Raw genomic sequence first — 16,489 nt, 5'->3', positions numbered from 1 at the left:
CTCAGGGCCCGGCCGCCCGCAGGAACCGCTCGCCGAGGGCCCGGAAGTGCTCCTTCAGCTCCTCCGGGCCCTCGACCTCGAAGTCCACCCCGATCATCGCGATCCACGGCCCCAGCCCCGCCAGCGACGGCGTGCCGACGGTCAGCAGCGTGCGCTCGTCGTCGATCCGCCGCAGGTGCACCGACGTGTGCGAGGTCCGCGCCGCCACCACCTCGTACGGCGCGTGCATCACCAGCCGCGCCTCGTGCGCGTAGGGCGCCACGGACAGCTGCCGCGACACGTACGACGCCAGGTCCTCGGCGGGTGGCTCGCGGGGCGTGAACCGGGCCCCCGGCGTGGGCTCGGCCTCGATCCGGTCCACCCGGAACGTCCGCCAGTCGCCCCGGTCCACGTCCCACGCCACCAGGTACCAGCGCCGCCCGGTGTGGGCCAGGCCCAGCGGCTCCACGTGCCGGCGCGTGGCGCCGTCCCGCCCGGCGTAGGGGAACCGCAGCCGCTGGTTGTCCCGGCACGCGCCGGCGATCGCGGTGAGCGTGCCCGAGTCCACCCGGCTCACGGTCGGCGCCAGGGACACCGTGTGCTCCTGGAGCGCGTTGACCCGCCGCCGCAGCCGCGAGGGCAGCACCTGCTCCAGCTTCGCCAGCGCCCGCACCGAGGTCTCCTCGATGCCCGCCACGGTCCCGTTGGCCGCGGTGCGCAGCCCGACCGCCACGGCCACCGCCTCGTCGTCGTCGAGCAGCAGCGGCGGCAGCTCGGCGCCCGCGCCCAACCGGTACCCGCCCGCCACGCCGGGCGAGGCGTTCACCGGGTAGCCGAGGGTGCGCAGCTTGTCCACGTCGCGGCGGACGGTGCGGACGTCCACGCCGAGCCGCCCGGCCAGGTCCGCCCCGGTCCAGTCGCGGCGGACCTGGAGCAGCGACAACAGCTTGAGCAGTCGGGCGGAGGTCTCCAGCACGACGCCGAGTCTGCCGGCCATCGCGGACAGCCGGTGTCCGCTATCGCGCGGTCACCCCCTGCGCGCCCCCTCGGGCCACACGACGACCACCGGCACGCCCGACGCCCGCGCCGTCTCCACCACGTCCGCGGTGCCGCCGCGCCCGTCGGGCGGCTGCCCGTCCCACACCGCGACCAGCAGCTCCACCGAGGCGAGCATCCGCTCGTTGGCCATCACGTACGCGTGCCGCCCGGACAGCTCGTTGGGCAGCACGCTGACCACGTGCGCCCTGGCCAGCAGCTCGTCGTAGGCGGCCCGCTTCTCCGGTTTGAGCCGGTCCCGGTAGTCCGTGGCGGGCAGCACGACCTCCACCCGCCCGCCGAGGTCGAGCACCACCCGCGCGAAGAGCTGGTCCGCGCCCGGCGCCAGGCAGGTCACCCCGACCAGGGATGACCCGCCCGCCGCCTCGGCCTCCAACGCCTCGCGGATCGCCGCCCGCACGGCGTCGACGCACTCGGGCACCAGTTTGCTGTGCCCTGTCACACCCACCCGCATCGTCAGGCCGTCCGCAGTCCCCGGATCGCCTCACGGGTGTCGCGCACCACCGCGAGGTCCCGGTGCCGCTCGGCCTCCTTGGCGAAGTCCTGCAGCTTGCGCACCACCCGCCCGGACGCCAGGCCCGCCGCCTTCGGCAGCACCTGCTGGATCAGGGCGCACGCCTCCTCCGGCTCGCCCGCGACCATCTTCGTGCGGGCCAGCCCGATGACGTCGAACGCCCGGTTGCGCACCCGCGACGGGTCCCGCAGGCTCAGCGCCCGCCGGATGTGCCGCTCGGCCTGCTCGGCCTGCGCCGGGTCGTGCGCGGCCAGGTCCCGCATCCGGGCCCCGATCACGCCCTCCAGCTCCGCCTCGTCGAAGCTGTCCAGCCACCACGGGTCGGAGCCGGGCCGCCGCTGGGCGAAGCTGTCCTGCGCCTGCCCGACCGCCCGGTGGAACTCCCGCACCCGGCCCATCTGCGCGTACGCCCACGCCTCGCGGGTCAGCAGCAACGCCTGCAGGGTGGGCGTCGCGGTGCGCCTGGTGCCGTACTGCGCCAGCTGGACCAGCTCCAGGCCGTCCTCCGAGCGGCCCAAGTCGAACATCTGCCGCGCCATCGCCGCCAGGCACAGCGCGGCGAACGGGTCGTTGCGCCCGGCCTTGGCCATGCGCACGCCCAGCACGTAGTACCGCTGCGCGGCGTCGTGCATGCCCGCGTCCCAGGACATGCTCGCCGCGACCTTGGACAGCTCCGCGCCGATGAAGAAGGCCCGCTCCGTGGTCGGGGCCGCGGGTGCGCGCGTCAGCCGCTCGGCCAGTTCCTCCAACTGCCCGAGCACCGCCTTGCGCGCCAGCCCGTACCCGCCACGTCCGCCCCACCCGCGCAGCCCGTCGGCGACGTGCTGCAGCGCGGCCAGCTCCTCCTCGCTGATCGCCCCGGCGGACGACCACCGGGACAGGGGCTGCAAGGGGTGGAGCCACCGTTGCAGGGGCTCCACCAGTGAGGTACCCATCGCCACCGCGGCGGCTCCGGAGAGCGCCGCTCGTCTGCTGATCGCCAAGTCGTTCCTCGCAGTCTCCTCGACCGATCTGGCTATGCTCGACGCGTCCCACGCCGCGACGAGCACATCGGGCGGGGCACCACGGTCGGGGCCCGCCTGGCTTGGGATTCCGACGCGGTCGAACCACAGCCGGTCGCCGGGGACGCCGAGCACCCGCGCGAAGTGGCGCAGGCGGTCGATCCGGTCGATCGGGTTCTCACCGGTCTCGTACCGCGAAAGCTGTGCTTGGGAGATCCCCAGCCAGGACGCCATGCGGTCCTGGGTGACGCGACTGACGTGCTGGGGGTGGTGCCGGTAGGCGGCGAGGAGCGCACCCATGTTCCGGTCGGAGAACGCGGCGGCCATCGCCTCGTGGTCCCAGAAGTCCTCCGGGACGCGGGGCGGGCCGTGGAGCTCGGCGCCCGCGGTGCGCCGGCAGCGCTGGCAGAGCTGATCGGGGTTGTCGGCGGCGATCAACGCCCCGCACGACGGGCATGCGCGCCTGGTGGTGGCAGCTCTCCTGGCTTTCCGTCCCATGGTTCGCTCCCCGTCACTGAGCGTGGTCATCAGTGTATAGAGATGTGATCAGGAGTCCATGCATTTCATGCATATGGCGAAGTAGGTCCCCGGAAGGGTGGCCGGTGACGCCGGGTGGTGGATGAGCGGCATACGTACGGTGCATGGACCTCAACCGACGACGGTGTGGTGGCGGGCCCCGCGCGGACCGACCCTGCGAGGAGGCGGCGCCTGGTCGACCCCGTGGCTCCGCACCCGCCCGCTCCACCCGACCCGGGGAGGAACGACAGATGAGCATCACCGCCGCTACCACCGCCGACCACGGCCCGAGGTCAGGGCCCCGCGACCGCGCGCACCAGCGGGCACTGGGTGAGGCCATCGCGGGCTACCGGCTGCTGGGCTGGAAGGTCTCCATCACCGAGCAGGGCGTCTTCCTGCCGCTCGGGCCCGCCACCACCGCCCTGGCCATGCCCGCCCGCATCGGTTCGCGGGTGCTGGCCGACCTCAAGGCCCGCATGCTGGCCGGCCCGGTCACGGTGATCCCGGGGCCGCGGGAGCACTGGATCTTCCTCGCCGAACTGGTGGCGCTGCTGCCGACGCACCTGAAGGCGCCGCCGGAGGTCCAGTTCGTCCGCTCGCCGCAGCGCATCGCCCTGCCGCCGACCATGACCCGCTACGGGTCGCTGAGGTGGGCGAACCCGCCGTCGCACTCGCGGCACTGGTTCCCGCCGTTCACCGCGGTGCTGGCCCTGGCCCGGACCGCCGTGGCGCAGGACCGGTAGCCCCTACCGGGTCGCCCCCTCCCCGCCGTCCCGGCACCGGCCCGACATGCCGGCCGGGTGGTCCCCCGGATCACCCTTCCGGGTGACCGCCGGGGAGGGGACGCGCCGGAACTCCGGCTGCCCGGTGCGGTGCGCCGCTGCGGGGGGCGCTCCGATCCGGGTCACCGGACACGCGCCCCGGGTCTGCCGACGACCGGACGGCCCGGGGCGCCGGCCACCGGGCCGTCGGACCGCCACTGCGGAGCGGTCCGACGGCCCGGTCCGGCTGCCATGCCCCCCGCCTCGCCGCGCTTCGCCTCGCCGCGCTTCGCCTCGCCGCGCCTCGCCCCGCCTGGCCGCCCCACCTCGCCTGCCTCGCCCTGCCCCGGCTTGCCCCGCTCCGCCCCGGCTTGCCCCGCTCCGCCCCGGCTTGCCCCGCTCCGCCCCGGCTTGCCCCGCTCCGCCCCGGCTTGCCCCGCTCGCCCTGCCGCGCCCGCGCTGCCTCGCCTCGCCGCGCCCACCTCGCCGCACTCACCTCACCGCACTCGCCACCCGGCGCTGCTCCATCCGGCCGGCCGCGTTGATCCACTCGCCATCGGCGAAGATGGACCGGTGGACCGGAGAACGCTGCTGTGCGGCCTGCTCGCCCTGACCGCCTGCGGCACCGCCGCGCCCACCCGCCGGCCGGGTGTCGGCTCCGCCCGCCCGGGTGACCGGATCGCCGGGCTGGGGGACGTCCCGGTCGGTTCCGGCGCGCTGGTCGACGTGGCGGGCAACGGCCAGTTGCTGCTGGTCAGGCCCTCGGACGCGGTCGTCCGCGCGTTCAACCCGGCCTGCCCGCACCAGGGCACGACGGTGAACCCTCCCGCCGCCGGCGCGATCACCTGCCCGACGCACCGCAGCACCTTCGACCCGGCTTCCGGCGCGGTGCTGTCCGGCCCGTCGCCGCGGGGCCTGGAAGAGGTCCCGGTCGTGGTTTCCGGGGGCGATGTGTTGCTTTCCTGAAGAAGGTCCCATTGGGCGGGAGTTGTTGAACCCGGCTTCACGCGCCGTCGTATTGCGTGTGTACCCGAACGACCCACCACCACGTAGCGGAGGACCGGTTTTGAGTTCAACGGAGAAAACAGGGCTGTCCCGTCGCTCGGCGCTGTGCGGCCTGCTGGTCGCGCTCGCGGTCCCCGGCGGTCTCGCGGCGTGCGGCGGCGAGCCGAGCACGTCCGGCGGTGGCACCACCGGCACCTCCGGTGGCACCGCGGGGACCGGCACGGCCGGTGCGCCCCCCATCGCGGCCCTGGCCGACGTGCCCGACGGCGGCGGCCTGGTGGCCGGCAACCCCGCCACCAGCAAGCCGCTCGTGCTGGTCCGCACCGGCGACGCGGTCAAGGCGTACGACGCCACGTGCCCCCACCAGGGCGTGACGGTCGCCCCGCCGGAGAACGGCACCATGACCTGCCCGGCCCACGGCAGCCAGTTCAAGGCCGCCGACGGCTCACTGGCCAAGGGCCCGGCTACCACCGGCCTCACCGAGGTCCCGGTCAAGGTGGAGAACGGCCAGGTAGTCCTGGCCTGACCCACCCCACCCCCGCCTGCCACGCACCCACCCCCCGCGTGTCATGCGCCCAGGACCCGCGTGTCATGCGCCCAGCCCTCGCGAGTCGAACGTTCACGCCTCCCGTGTCGAACGTCCGGCACCCGCGAGTTCAACGCCCAAGACCCGCGTGTCCTCCACTCCGGCACCGCGTGTCCTCCACTCCGGCACCGCGAACCCCGCACCCGGACCCCGGACGCCGGACCCCGAACCCCGGGCCACCGACCCCGCCGACCCGGCCCCGCGACCACCCGTCGCGGGTCCGGGGCGCGCGCCCACCGAACCGGGTGAACCGAACCACGCGATCGCTTGTCGGTGCCCGCACGTAGGCTTGTCGCGTGGCCGATCCGTCGACCTATCGCCCCGCGACAGGCACCATCCCCGAAGCCCCCGGCGTGTACAAGTTCCGCGACGCCGGTGGCCGGGTGGTCTACGTCGGCAAGGCCAAGAACCTGCGCTCCCGCCTCAACTCCTACTTCGCCGACCTCGCCGGCCTGCACCCGCGCACCCGGCAGATGGTCACCACCGCCGCGAGCGTGGAGTGGACGGTCGTCACGACCGAGGTCGAGGCGCTGCAGCTGGAGTACAACTGGATCAAGGAGTTCGACCCCCGCTTCAACGTCCGCTACCGCGACGACAAGTCCTACCCGGTCCTCGCCGTGACGCTGAACGAGGAGTTCCCCCGCCTGCACGTCTACCGCGGCCCGCGCCGCAAGGGCGTGCGCTACTTCGGCCCCTACGCCCACGCCTGGGCCATCCGGGAGACCCTGGACCTGCTGCTGCGCGTCTTCCCGGCCCGCACCTGCTCGACCGGCGTGTTCAAGCGCCACGGCCAGATCGGCCGCCCCTGCCTGCTCGGCTACATCGACAAGTGCTCGGCCCCGTGCGTGGGCCGCGTCACCGCCGACGAGCACCGCGGCATCGTGGACGACTTCTGCGACTTCCTGGCGGGCCGCACCGACTCGCTGGTCCGCAGGCTGGAGCGCGAGATGAACGCCGCGGCCGAGGCGCTGGAGTTCGAGCGGGCCGCCCGCCTGCGCGACGACCAGGCCGCGCTCAAGCGGGCCCTGGAGAAGCAGGCCGTGGTCCTCGGCGACGGCACGGACGCCGACGTGGTGGCGTTCGCCCAGGACGAGCTGGAGGTGTCCGTCCAGGTCTTCCACGTGCGCGGCGGGCGGGTGCGCGGCCAGCGCGGCTGGGTGGTGGACAAGGTGGACGAGATCGGCGTGCCCGGCCTGATCGACCAGTTCGTCACCCAGTTCTACGGCGAGCAGGCGGAGTCGGCGCGGGTCGGCGGGGTGGAGGCGGCGCCGGTGCCGCGCGAGGTGCTGGTGCCGGAGCTGCCCGACGACGCGCCCGCGGTGGAGGGGTGGCTGTCGGACCTGCGCGGCGGCCGGGTGGTGCTGCGGGTGCCGCAGCGCGGCGACAAGCGGGCCCTCATGGAGACCGTGGAGCGCAACGCCAAGGAGGCGTTCCAGCAGCACAAGCTGCGCCGCGCCGGCGACCTGACGGCCCGTTCCGCGGCGCTGCAGGAGCTGCAGGAGGCCCTGGGGCTGGACTCCGCGCCGCTGCGCATCGAGTGCACCGACATCAGCCACGTGCAGGGCACCGACGTGGTGGCCTCGCTGGTGGTCTTCGAGGACGGCCTGGCGCGCAAGTCCGAGTACCGCCGCTTCGCCGTCCGCGAGGCCGCCGAGCAGGGTGACGTGGCGTCGATCGCCGAGGTGGTGCGCCGCCGCTTCCAGGCGTACCTGAAGGAGACCGCCGACGCCGGCCCGAACCCCGGCATCGACCCGGAGACCGGCCGGCCGCGCAGGTTCGCCTACGCGCCGAACCTGCTGGTCGTCGACGGTGGCGCGCCGCAGGCGCAGGCGGCCTCGGACGTGCTGGCCGAGCTGGGCATCACCGACGTGGCGGTGGTCGGCCTGGCCAAGCGGCTGGAGGAGGTGTGGGTGCCCGGCGAGGCGGACCCGGTGATCCTGCCCCGCACCAGCGAGGCCCTGTACCTGCTGCAGCGCGTGCGCGACGAGGCCCACCGGTTCGCCGTCGCCTACCACCGGCAGAAGCGGTCCAAGCGCATGACGACCTCGGCGCTGGACGACGTGCCGGGGCTGGGCCAGACGCGCAAGGCAGCCCTGCTCAGGCACTTCGGCTCACTGAAGAAGCTGCGTGAGGCGAGCATCGAGGAGATCAGCGTGGTGCCGGGCGTGGGCCGCCGCACCGCCGAGGCCGTGCACGCGTCGTTGAGCGCGGCGGGTACCGAAGGGGAAACGAAGTGAGCGCACCGGCCGGCGGGAAGTCCGGCATCGAAGTCGCGGTGGTGACCGGCCTGTCCGGCGCGGGCCGCAGCACCGCCGCGAAGTGCCTGGAGGACCTCGGGTGGTTCGTGGTGGACAACCTGCCGCCCGAGCTGATCGCCACCATGGTGGAGCTGGGCGCGCAGGCCAGGGGCGCCATCACCAGGGTGGCGGTGGTCATGGACGTGCGCAGCCGCGCGTTCACCGACGACCTGGCGGCGGTGATCAAGGACCTGGACGCGCGCGGCTACAAGCCGAAGGTGCTGTTCCTGGAGGCCACCGACGACGTGCTGATCCGGCGGTTCGAGGCGGTCCGCCGCGGCCACCCGCTGCAGGGCGACGGCCGGCTGGCCGACGGCATCGAGGCCGAGCGGGTCCTGCTCACGCCGCTGCGCGAGGAGGCCGACCTGGTGCTGGACACCTCGGCCCTGTCGGTGCACCAGCTGCGCAACAAGATCGAGGACACCTTCGGCAGCGAGGCGGCCGCGCGGACCCGCGTCACGGTGCTGTCCTTCGGCTACAAGTACGGTCTGCCGATGGACTCCGACCTGGTGATGGACGTGCGGTTCCTGCCGAACCCGTTCTGGATCCCGGAGCTGCGCGAGCAGACCGGCCTGGACGGCGACGTGCGGAACTACGTGCTGACCCAGGAGGGCGCGGAGGAGTTCCTGGACCGCTACCACGAGCTGCTGCGGCTCATCGGCGCCGGCTACCGGCGCGAGGGCAAGCGGTACCTGACGCTGGCGGTGGGCTGCACCGGCGGCAAGCACCGCAGCGTGGCCATCTCCGAGGAGCTGGCGGCGCGCCTGGCGAACGAGGACGGCATGGCGGTCAAGGTCGTCCACCGGGATCTGGGACGCGAGTGAGCCGCAGAGCTGTCGCGCTGGGCGGCGGGCGCGGGCTGCACACCACGCTGACCGCGCTGCGCCGGGTGACCGACGACGTGACGGCCGTGGTGACGGTCGCCGACGACGGCGGTTCCTCGGGCCGCCTGCGCCGCGAGCTGGGCCTGCTGCCGCCCGGCGACCTGCGCAAGGCGATGGTGGCGCTGGCCGGCGCGGACGAGTCGAGCGCGCTGTGGGCGAAGCTGTTCCAGCACCGGTTCGGCGGCACGGGCGCGCTCGCCGGGCACGCGGTGGGCAACCTGGTGCTGGCGGGCCTGCTGGAGCAGCTGGGCGACCCGGTGGCGGTGCTGGCCGAGGCGGGCCGGCTGCTGGGCGTGCGCGGGCGCGTGCTGCCCATGTGCACCGAGCCGCTGGAGATCGAGGCCGACGTGACGGGCCTGGACGACGACGCCGACGTGGTGCGCCGCATCCGCGGCCAGGTCGCGGTGGCCACCACGCCGGGGCGCGTGCAGCGCATCCGCCTGCACGGGCCGCGCGGGTCGGGCGAGCCGCCGCGCGGCTGCCCGGAGGCGGTGCAGGCGGTGCTGGACGCGGACGTGGTGCTCCTCGGGCCGGGTTCGTGGTTCACCAGCGTGCTGCCGCACCTGCTGGTGCCCGAGCTGCACGACGCGCTGACGCGGACCTCCGCGCGCAAGGTCGTGGTGCTCAACCTCGTCCCCCAACCGGGCGAAACCGAGGGCTTCTCCCCGGAGCTGCACCTGGACGTGCTGTGCGCGCACGCGCCGCGGCTGCGCGTGGACGCGGTGATCGCGGACACCGGCGCGGTGCCGGTGCCGGACCGCCTGCGGCGCGCCGCCGCAGCTCTGGGGGCCGAGGCGCACCTCGCGCCGGTCGCCGCGGCGGGCACGGCGGACCGCCACGACCCGGTCGCGCTGGCGTCGAGCATCCGGCGGGCGTTGGACGGCCCCGCTGAAGGGGCCGGCGGGGCGTCGAGTACAACCCTGTCCGACGATCGCACGACCAGGGGAGGCGAGGCACCGTGGCGATGACGTCTGCGGTGAAGGACGAGCTGAGCAGGCTGGCCGTCTCCAAGACCTGCTGCCGCCGGGCGGAGGTCGCGTCCCTGCTGCGGTTCGCGGGCGGCCTGCACATCGTGGGCGGCCGGGTGGTCGTCGAGGCGGAGCTGGACCTGGGTTCGACGGCCCGGCGGCTGCGCCGCGAGATCCACGAGCTGTACGGGCACCAGTCCGACGTGTTCACCATCACCTCCAGCGGCCTGCGCAAGGGCACCCGGTTCGTGGTGCGCGTGGTCAAGGACGGCGAGGGCCTGGCCAGGCAGACCGGGCTGCTGGACCCGCGCGGCCGACCGGTGCGCGGCCTGCCCGCGCCCGTGGTGTCCGGCGGGGTGTGCGACGCGGAGGCGGCGTGGCGCGGCGCGTTCCTGGCGCACGGCTCGCTGACCGAGCCGGGCCGGTCGTCGTCGATGGAGGTGACCTGCCCCGGGCCGGAGGCGGCGCTGGCGCTGGTCGGCGCGGCGCGGCGGATGGGCATCGGCTCGAAGTCGCGGGAGGTGCGCGGCGCGGAGCGGGTGGTGATCCGGGACGGCGACGCGATCGGCGCGATGCTGACCAGGCTGGGCGCGCACGACAGCGTGCTGGCCTGGGAGGAGCGCCGGATGCGCCGCGAGGTGCGGGCCACGGCCAACCGGCTGGCGAACTTCGACGACGCGAACCTGCGGCGCTCGGCGCGGGCCGCGGTGGCGGCGGCGGCGCGCGTGCAGCGGGCGCTGGAGATCCTGGGGCCCGAGGCGCCGGACCACCTGGCCGCGGCGGGCGCGCTGCGGCTGGCGCACCGGCAGGCGTCGCTGGAGGAGCTGGGGCAGCTCTCCGAGCCGCAGATGACCAAGGACGCGGTGGCCGGCCGCATCCGGCGGCTGCTGGCGATGGCCGACAAGCGGGCCCGCGAGCTGGGCATGCCCGACACGGAGTCCGCGGTGACCGCGGACATGCTGGAGGCCGAGGTCTGAGCACCGGGGCCCGGGCCGCCGGGGTCCTGGGCACCGGGGCGGCCTTCGGGCCCGTCCGGGCCGCGCCGGGCCTCAGCGCAGGCCGAGGGCGGTCAGCAGCGGTCCGGCCAGGGACTTGGCGTAGGTGTCGGTCAGGTGGTTGTCGCGGTAGACGACGACGTTGCCGACCACGGCCGGGCACGTGTCGGCCCGGCAGATCCAGTCGGTGAGGTCGACCACGGACACGCCCTCGATCCCGGTGGCGGCCTCGACCAGCGGCGAGGTCGGGGGCAGCGCCTCGGCGCGGGGCGTGTCGCAGGCGCCCGGCTGCCGCGGGTTGCGCTCCAGGCAGGCCACGACGGGCCGCGCGGGCCTGGGCAGCTCGCGGATCACCGCGACGGGGATGTGGGCGTCGGACAGCGCGGTCAGCATGGTCCGGTAGCCCTCGACCATGCGGGCGGTGGACTCCCAGCCCCACTTGAGGTCGTCGCGGTAGGACTCGGGCGACATCGCCGAGGTGACCACCAGGTCCGGTTTCATGGCGCGCAGCGCCTCCAGCTGCGCGGCGTTCTGCCGGGCGCAGTCCTCCAGGGGCCAGCCGGACTCCGCCGGCGGCACCGCGTTGAACGGGCAGCCGTTGCGGATCATCACCTTGACCCGCCACCGGCCGCCGCCGTCGAGGCGGACGAACTCGCCCAGCGGGGTGCTGTACTGCCCGGCGTGCGAGTCGCCCACGACGACGACGGTCCGGGGCGCGTCGGGGCGGCCGTAGGTGCACGCCTCGGGCGGGGCGGTGAAGTCGTGGATGCCGCAGTCGCCGGTCAGGCCGCGGAACGGGACGTCCTCGGCGGCCACCGACACCGCGGGCACCAGCGGCACGCCCGGCGGGACGGGCCGCGGGTCGACCGGGTCCAGGGCCAGCGCGCCGGGGTGGTCGGCGTCGAGCGCGGACTGGCCGCGCAGCCCGGCCAGCTCGGCCTCGGCCACCGCCCACCCGGTCGACGCCACGGCCACGCTCAGTGCGACCAGGCCCGCGCCGAGCGCGTAGGTGGCCCGGAACCGGGGGCGGGGCGAGCGGCGGAACGGTGCCTCCACGAACCGCGTGGACAGGGCGGCCAGGACCAGGCTCGCGGCGCCGGCGGCGAGCACCTCGTAGCGGTTGAGCGCGGTGCGCCCGGAGACCTCCAGCAGCAGCACGACCACCGGCCAGTGCCACAGGTAGAGGCTGTAGGAGATGTCGCCGACGTAGGTCAGCGGCCGCACGCCCAGCAGCCGCGACAGGGCGTTGCGCTCCAGCCCGGCGACCAGCATGCCGGCCGTGCCGAGCACGGGCACGGCCGCGACCCAGCCGGGGAAGACCAGGTCGGTGGTGAACACGACCGCGCTGACCAGCACCGCGGCCAGGCCGCCCCAGCCCAGTGCCGCGCGTTGCACCCGACCCGGGCGCAGCCGGTGCGCGGCCATCGCGGCGAGGCCGCCGATGCCCAGCTCCCACATGCGGGTGGGGGTGATGAAGTAGGCCGCGCCGTGGTCGAGCGGCGTGTAGTACACCGAGAACGCGAACGAGGCGACCGTGATCAGGCCGACGGCCGCCGCCGCGTACCGCGCGGGCCGGCCGCCGCGGCGCGCCGCCAGGGCGCAGGCGCCCAGCAGCACCAGCGGGATGACCAGGTAGAACTGCTCCTCCACGGCCAGCGACCAGAAGTGCTGCACCGGTGAGGCGCCGACCCCGGCGTGCCCGTAGTCGTTGGACAGCACGGCCAGCAGCCAGTTCTGCGCGTTGAGCGCGGAGAAGACCACCTCGCGCAGCACGTCGGACTGCCGCGACAGCGGGAACAGCGCCAGCGCCGCGGCCGTGGTGGCGACCAGCACGACGGTGGCGGCGGGCAGCAGCCGGCGCACGCGGCGCGCGTAGAAGGCGAGCAGCCGGACCCGGCCGGTGCGCCGCGCCTCGCCGGTGAGCGTGCCGATGATCAGGAAGCCGGAGATGACGAAGAAGACGTCGACGCCGACGAAGCCGCCGGTCAGCCAGTCGGGGCGCAGGTGGTAGCAGACCACCAGGGCCACCGCGAGCGCCCGCAGGCCCTGGATGTCGCCGCGGGCGGTGGAACCGCCCGGCCTCGCGGGAGTCGCCGCCGCCGCGGGGGTCGACTCGCCGGTTGCCAACGCCACTGCGCACCACCACGGGAGTTCGGATGGAAGCGGCGAAGCATAAGCCGATCGTGAGGTCCTCTTGTAGAGCGATTGGGTGTCTGTTGCCCGCTTGTTGACGTTCCGTGATCCACGAAGCGTTCGAACCACGCCTGTCATCCGTTCGAACATCGCATGTCATACGGCCGAACACCTCGTACTGCCCGGTCGGACACGGTGTGTCACCCCGGTCGGGCGGCGCAGGGTGCGGCGGTCACCGCACCTCGGTCGGCGGGGCGCGGGCGCGGCGCCCCGTGAGGGAGATCGGGCGTTGCTCCTGTTACTTCGCGGTAACAAGACCGTCGAGCTGGATTTTCTTGCTCGATAAAGAGATGCTGGTGATGCGAGTGACCAGGGCCTCAGCGCGGAGGCTAGGCTGACCACGGCTGCCTGGTCCAGCCCACGACTGAACGCCTCTGGTGTCCTTTCGCCAGTCGAGATCGAGGAGACTCACCGTGACGGTTCGCGTAGGTGTCAACGGGTTCGGCCGCATCGGCCGCAACTTCTGGCGCGCCGTTCAGGCCAGCGGGCACGACATCGAGATCGTCGCCTTCAACGACCTCGGTGACGTCAAGACGATGGCCCACCTGCTCAAGTACGACTCCATCCTCGGCCGGCTCAACGCCGAGGTCACCGTGACCGACGAGGGCATCGCGGTCGACGGCAAGGTCATCAAGGCCCTGGCCGAGCGCGACCCGGGCAAGCTGCCGTGGAAGGACCTCGGCGTCGACGTCGTCGTCGAGTCGACCGGGTTCTTCACCGACGCCACCGTCGCGCGCAAGCACGTCGACGAGGGCGGCGCGAAGAAGGTCATCATCTCGGCCCCGGCCAAGAACGAGGACCTGACCGTCGTGCTTGGCGCCAACGAGGGCCAGTACGACGGCTCGCAGACCGTCATCTCGAACGCCTCGTGCACCACGAACTGCCTGGCCCCGCTGGCCAAGGTGCTGCACGACAGCTTCACCATCGAGCGCGGCCTGATGACCACCATCCACGCCTACACGCAGGACCAGAACCTGCAGGACGCGCCGCACAAGGACCTGCGCCGCGCCCGCGCCGCCGCGCTGAACATCGTGCCCACCAGCACCGGCGCCGCCAAGGCCATCGGCCTCGTGCTGCCCGAGCTCAACGGCAAGCTCGACGGCTACGCCCTGCGCGTGCCCGTGCCCACCGGCTCGGCCACCGACCTGACCGTGACCGTCGGCCGCGACGTCACCCTGGACGAGGTCAACGCCGCCTACCAGGCCGCCGCCGAGGGCCCGCTCAAGGGCTACCTGCGCTACAACACCGACCCGATCGTGTCGGCCGACATCGTCACCGACCCGGCGTCCTGCATCTACGACGCGCCGCTGACCAAGGTCATCGGCAACCAGGTCAAGGTCGTCGGCTGGTACGACAACGAGTGGGGCTACTCCAACCGCCTCGCCGACCTGGTCAACCTCGTCGCCAGCAAGCTCTGAGCGGTACGGGACACTCGCTGTGAAGACTCTCGACGACCTGCTCAGCGAGGGTGTGTCGGGTCGGCGCGTGCTGGTGCGCGCCGACCTGAACGTCCCCCTCGACGGCGACCGCATCACCGACGACGGCCGCGTGCGCGCGTCGGTGCCCACCATCAAGGCGCTGGTCGACGCCGGCGCCCGCGTCCTGGTCGCCGCCCACCTGGGCCGCCCCAAGGGCGAGCCCGACCCGAAGTTCTCCCTCGCGCCCGTCGCGGCCCGCCTCGGCGAGCTGCTCGGCCAGGACGTGGCCATCGGCACCGAGACCGCCGGCGACGGCTCCGTGGTCCTGCTGGAGAACATCCGCTTCGACCCGCGCGAGACCAGCAAGGACGACGCCGAGCGCGCCGCCCTCGCCGACGAGCTGGCCGCCAAGGCCGACGCGTTCGTCTCCGACGGCTTCGGCGTGGTGCACCGCAAGCAGGCATCCGTCTACGACGTGGCCGCGAAGCTGCCCCACTACGCCGGCCGCCTCGTGCTGGCCGAGGTCGAGGTGCTGCACAAGCTCACCGAAGACCTCCAGCGCCCCTACGTCGTGGTCCTCGGCGGCGCCAAGGTCTCCGACAAGCTCGGCGTCATCAAGAACCTGCTCGGCAAGGTCGACCGGCTCCTCGTCGGCGGCGGCATGGCCTACACCTTCCTCAAGGCCCAGGGCCACGAGGTCGGCAACTCGCTGCTCCAGGAGGACCAGCTGGAGCAGGTCGCCGGCTTCCTCAAGGAGGCCGAGGAGCGCGGCGTCGAGCTCGTGCTCCCCGTCGACGTGCTCGCGGCCACCGGCTTCGCCGCCGACGCGTCCTACGAGGTCGTGCGCACCGACGCCATCCCGGCCGACCGGGAGGGCCTCGACATCGGCCCCGAGACCCGCGAGCTGTTCGCCGGCAAGCTGGCCGACGCCAGGACCGTGTTCTGGAACGGCCCCATGGGCGTGTTCGAGTTCGAGGCGTTCTCCGGCGGCACCCGCGCCGTGGCCGAGGCCCTGGTCAAGAGCGACGCGTTCACCGTGGTCGGCGGCGGCGACTCCGCCGCGGCCGTGCGCGCCCTGGGCCTGCCCGAGGACGGCTTCTCGCACATCTCCACCGGTGGTGGGGCCTCCCTGGAGTTCCTGGAGGGCAAGGAGCTCCCCGGCGTGAAGGTGCTGGAGGACTGATGGCCGCGCGCCAGCCCCTCATCGCGGGCAACTGGAAGATGAACCTCAACCACCTGGAAGCCATCGCCCTGGTGCAGAAGATCGCCTTCTCCCTCCCGGAGAAGTACTTCGCCAAGGTCGAGGTCGCGGTGCTGCCGCCGTTCGTCGACATCCGGTCCATCCAGACCCTCGTCGACGGCGACAAGCTGCTGCTCAAGTACGGCGCGCAGGACCTCTCGCCGCACGACTCCGGCGCCTACACCGGTGACGTGTCCGGCCCGATGCTCGCCAAGCTCGGCTGCTCCTACGTCACCGTGGGCCACTCCGAGCGGCGCGAGTACCACCACGAGGACGACGCCCTGGTCAACAAGAAGGTCAAGGCCGCGCTCAAGCACGGCATCACCCCGATCTTCTGCCTGGGCGAGCGGGTCGACGTCCGCGAGGCCGGCGACCACGTGCGGTTCTGCACCGACCAGCTGGTGGCGGGCCTGGCCGGCCTGTCCGCCGAGCAGGTCCGCGACGTCGTCATCGCCTACGAGCCCGTCTGGGCCATCGGCACCGGCAAGGTGGCCTCGGCCGCGGACGCGCAGGAGGTCTGCGCCGCCCTGCGCGCCAAGCTCGCCGAGCTCCACGGCGAGGACGTCGCCTCGGCCGTTCGGGTGCTTTACGGCGGTTCGGTGAAGTCGGGCAGCATCGCCGAGCTGGTCGCCCAGAAGGACGTCGACGGTGCCCTCGTCGGCGGAGCGAGCCTGGACGCGGACGAGTTCGCCAAGCTGTGCGCGCTCGCCGCCGGCGGCCCTCTACCCTGATCGGTTGACACGCACTCCCGCGGCAGTGGTCCACGGTCGGCAGTTGACCGGGTACTCTGTGGCGTCACCTGCCTGACAGCGAGGAAGAAATGATCCTGTTCCTGCAGATCCTGTTGATCGTCTCCAGTTTGCTGCTCATCCTGCTGGTGCTGCTGCACCGGGGGCGCGGCGGCGGTCTGTCCTCGCTGTTCGGCGGCGGTATGCAGTCGAGCCTGTCCGGTTCCAGCGTGGTGGAGAAGAACCTCGACCGGCTGACGCTGTTCGTCGGCGCGGTCTGGGTCATCGCCATCGTCGGGATCGGGCTGCTGCTCAAGCTCTGACCTGACGGATACAGGGAAACCACGT

Annotated in this window: 15 protein-coding genes; 11 read left to right on the top strand and 4 right to left on the bottom strand. The window is 73.6% G+C overall.

Annotation, left to right across the window (positions count from 1 at the left end):
- Position 1: 1 nt before the first annotated feature.
- From EKG83_RS35870 to EKG83_RS35860, 3 genes are read right to left on the bottom strand one after another with little or no spacing between them, the layout of a single operon-like run.
- On the bottom strand, positions 2 to 955 hold the full coding sequence (locus EKG83_RS35870) for a helix-turn-helix transcriptional regulator (protein ID WP_170191878.1): 954 nt from the start codon (positions 953 to 955) through the stop codon (positions 2 to 4).
- A 51-nt stretch (positions 956 to 1,006) separates the two neighbouring features.
- On the bottom strand, positions 1,007 to 1,489 hold the full coding sequence (locus EKG83_RS35865; RefSeq protein WP_033432519.1) for a hypothetical protein: 483 nt from the start codon (positions 1,487 to 1,489) through the stop codon (positions 1,007 to 1,009).
- Between the two features lie 2 nt (positions 1,490 to 1,491).
- The gene (locus EKG83_RS35860) at positions 1,492 to 3,048 is read right to left on the bottom strand and encodes a helix-turn-helix domain-containing protein (RefSeq protein WP_033432518.1); all 1,557 of its coding nucleotides are present in this window, start codon (positions 3,046 to 3,048) and stop codon (positions 1,492 to 1,494) included.
- A gap of 269 nt (positions 3,049 to 3,317) precedes the next feature.
- On the opposite strand from EKG83_RS35860, the gene EKG83_RS35855 reads away from it, so the two are divergent.
- The 7 genes from EKG83_RS35855 to whiA all read left to right on the top strand — a co-directional run bounded on the left by EKG83_RS35855 (position 3,318) and on the right by whiA (position 10,544).
- Positions 3,318 to 3,809, top strand: coding sequence for a hypothetical protein (locus tag EKG83_RS35855; protein ID WP_033432517.1), 492 nt, complete (start codon positions 3,318 to 3,320; stop codon positions 3,807 to 3,809).
- Positions 3,810 to 4,400: 591 nt separating this feature from the next.
- Positions 4,401 to 4,793 carry a Rieske (2Fe-2S) protein gene (locus EKG83_RS35850; RefSeq protein ID WP_033432516.1) on the top strand — a complete coding sequence of 131 codons (393 nt, stop codon included), beginning with the start codon at positions 4,401 to 4,403 and terminating at the stop codon, positions 4,791 to 4,793.
- Between the two features lie 100 nt (positions 4,794 to 4,893).
- Positions 4,894 to 5,358, top strand: coding sequence for a Rieske (2Fe-2S) protein (locus EKG83_RS35845; protein WP_033432515.1), 465 nt, complete (start codon positions 4,894 to 4,896; stop codon positions 5,356 to 5,358).
- 356 nt (positions 5,359 to 5,714) lie between these two features.
- Positions 5,715 to 7,655, top strand: a complete 1,941-nt coding sequence (gene uvrC, locus EKG83_RS35840; protein WP_084716691.1) for an excinuclease ABC subunit UvrC — start codon at positions 5,715 to 5,717, stop codon at positions 7,653 to 7,655.
- 26 nt (positions 7,656 to 7,681) lie between these two features.
- Positions 7,682 to 8,539: an RNase adapter RapZ gene (gene rapZ / locus EKG83_RS35835; protein ID WP_051766279.1), complete on the top strand. Its 858-nt coding sequence runs from the start codon at positions 7,682 to 7,684 to the stop codon at positions 8,537 to 8,539.
- Positions 8,536 to 9,567, top strand: coding sequence for a gluconeogenesis factor YvcK family protein (locus EKG83_RS35830; protein ID WP_033432512.1), 1,032 nt, complete (start codon positions 8,536 to 8,538; stop codon positions 9,565 to 9,567). The genes rapZ and EKG83_RS35830 overlap by 4 nt, the downstream gene beginning before the upstream one ends.
- Complete coding sequence (gene whiA / locus EKG83_RS35825; protein ID WP_033432511.1) at positions 9,558 to 10,544, top strand: DNA-binding protein WhiA; 987 nt, start codon at positions 9,558 to 9,560, stop codon at positions 10,542 to 10,544. Before EKG83_RS35830 ends, whiA begins: the two co-directional genes overlap by 10 nt.
- Before the next feature lie 72 nt (positions 10,545 to 10,616).
- Here the strand turns inward: whiA and EKG83_RS35820 are convergent, their stop codons facing one another.
- Entirely contained in the window at positions 10,617 to 12,695 is a 2,079-nt protein-coding gene (locus tag EKG83_RS35820) for an acyltransferase family protein (protein WP_051766270.1), read from the bottom strand.
- 473 nt (positions 12,696 to 13,168) lie between these two features.
- On the opposite strand from EKG83_RS35820, the gene gap reads away from it, so the two are divergent.
- The 4 genes from gap (at position 13,169) to secG (ending at position 16,464) form a co-directional block, all read left to right on the top strand.
- The gene (gene gap, locus EKG83_RS35815) at positions 13,169 to 14,173 is read left to right on the top strand and encodes a type I glyceraldehyde-3-phosphate dehydrogenase (protein WP_033432510.1); all 1,005 of its coding nucleotides are present in this window, start codon (positions 13,169 to 13,171) and stop codon (positions 14,171 to 14,173) included.
- 19 nt (positions 14,174 to 14,192) lie between these two features.
- Complete coding sequence (locus EKG83_RS35810) at positions 14,193 to 15,356, top strand: phosphoglycerate kinase (RefSeq protein WP_033432509.1); 1,164 nt, start codon at positions 14,193 to 14,195, stop codon at positions 15,354 to 15,356.
- Entirely contained in the window at positions 15,356 to 16,144 is a 789-nt protein-coding gene (gene tpiA / locus EKG83_RS35805; RefSeq protein ID WP_033432508.1) for a triose-phosphate isomerase, read from the top strand. Before EKG83_RS35810 ends, tpiA begins: the two co-directional genes overlap by 1 nt.
- An 89-nt stretch (positions 16,145 to 16,233) precedes the next feature.
- Complete coding sequence (gene secG, locus EKG83_RS35800; RefSeq protein WP_033432507.1) at positions 16,234 to 16,464, top strand: preprotein translocase subunit SecG; 231 nt, start codon at positions 16,234 to 16,236, stop codon at positions 16,462 to 16,464.
- Positions 16,465 to 16,489 lie beyond the last annotated feature (25 nt).

This window comes from Saccharothrix syringae, from assembly GCF_009498035.1.
Taxonomy (GTDB): domain Bacteria; phylum Actinomycetota; class Actinomycetes; order Mycobacteriales; family Pseudonocardiaceae; genus Actinosynnema; species Actinosynnema syringae.
This window is presented reverse-complemented; position numbering and strand designations above follow the sequence as displayed.